This window comes from Pseudomonas sp. EGD-AK9 (genome assembly GCF_000465935.2).
Lineage (GTDB): Bacteria > Pseudomonadota > Gammaproteobacteria > Pseudomonadales > Pseudomonadaceae > Aquipseudomonas.
The window spans coordinates 1-1,395 of the sequence record NZ_AVOF01000554.1; the positions used below are offsets into that span (position 1 = coordinate 1).

Below are 1,395 nucleotides of genomic sequence, written 5' to 3' on the forward strand. Positions count from 1 at the left end.
GAGCTGCCGCTGGCCGCCGGCCTGGGCGCCGAGGACGAGGAGGGCATGCGCGCCCGCGGCCAGGGCGCCGACGATTTCCAGGGCCTGCGCGACTACCAGCCGGGCGACTCCAAGCGGCGCCTGGACTGGAAGGCCTATTCGCGCGGCCAGGGCCTGCTGGTCAAGGAGTTCGCCATGCTCGGCGGGCGCGACCTGTGGCTGGACTTCGAGCAGTTGGGCGGCGATGCGGAGCTGCGCCTGTCGCTGCTCTGTCACTGGGTGCTGCAACTGGCGGAGCGGCAACAGGCGTTCGGCCTGCAGCTGCCGGGGCAGGTGATCGCCCCGGACTCCGGCGAAGGCCATCGCGACGCCTGCCTGCGCGCCCTGGCGCTGTTCGGTGAGCCGGCATGAGCACACTGCCGGGCATTCCGCGCATTGCCCTGACCTGGCTGCTGGTGGCCCAGGTGCTGGTGATCCTGCCGCACCTGGTGCACCTGCCGCTGTGGATGATCGCCCTGTGGCTGGGCGCGGCCGCCTGGCGCGTGCAGATCTTCCGCATGCGCGCGGGCTATCCCAACGGCTGGGCCAAGGGCGGCCTGATGCTGCTGGTGCTGGCCGGCATCCTGCTGTCGCGCGGCACCCTGGTGGGGCTGGACGCGGCGGTGGTGCTGCTGATCGCCACCTTCGTCCTCAAGCTGGTGGAGATGCGCAGCCGGCGCGACGCCCTGGTGTTGATCTTTCTCGGCTTCTTCTGCGTGGTGACCGCCTACCTGTTCGACGACGGCATCCTCGCCGCGCTGTACAGCCTGCTGCCGGTGACCGCGCTGCTCGCCGCGCTGGTGGGGCTGCAGCACAGCGGTTTCGCCGAGCGGCCTTGGCCGACCCTGCGCCTGGCCGGCGGCCTGCTGCTGCAGGCGCTGCCGCTGATGGTTCTGCTGTTTCTGTTCTTCCCGCGCATGGGCCCGCTGTGGTCGCTGCCGATGCCCAGCGACAAGGGCGTCACCGGGCTGTCCGACAGCATGGAGCCGGGGGAGATCGCCGAGCTCAGCCGCTCCTCGGCGCTGGCCTTTCGCGCCAGCTTCGACGGCCCGATACCGGAGCGCCACGCGCTGTACTGGCGCGCCTTGACCCTGGAGCGCTTCGACGGCCGGCGCTGGTCGCAATCCAGCTACGCCGAGCTGCCCGCGACGCCGCAGTGGCGCCAGGCGGGCGAGCCGCTGGACTACAGCATCGTCATGCAGCCCAGTGGCAAGCCCTGGCTGTTCGCCCTCGACGTCGGCGAGCTGGCGCAGGGCGACAGCCGCATGATGAGCGACTTCCGCTGGCAGCGGCGGCGCCCGGTGGATCGCCCCTTGCTCTACCAGGTGCGCTCCTGGCCGCAGGCACTGCGCGAGGCGGACGCCGAACCGCCGGCGT

General features: G+C 71.7%; 2 protein-coding genes. Both read left to right on the forward strand.

What is annotated here, in order from left to right; all coding sequences use genetic code 11:
* Positions 1-390, forward strand: a 390-nt coding sequence (locus N878_RS20515) for a DUF58 domain-containing protein (RefSeq protein ID WP_021445410.1), incomplete at its 5' end; no start/stop codon positions are given.
* Positions 387-1,395: DUF3488 domain-containing protein (locus tag N878_RS20520; protein ID WP_021445411.1), on the forward strand; the 1,009-nt coding region annotated here is incomplete at its 3' end. The genes N878_RS20515 and N878_RS20520, both read left to right, overlap by 4 nt.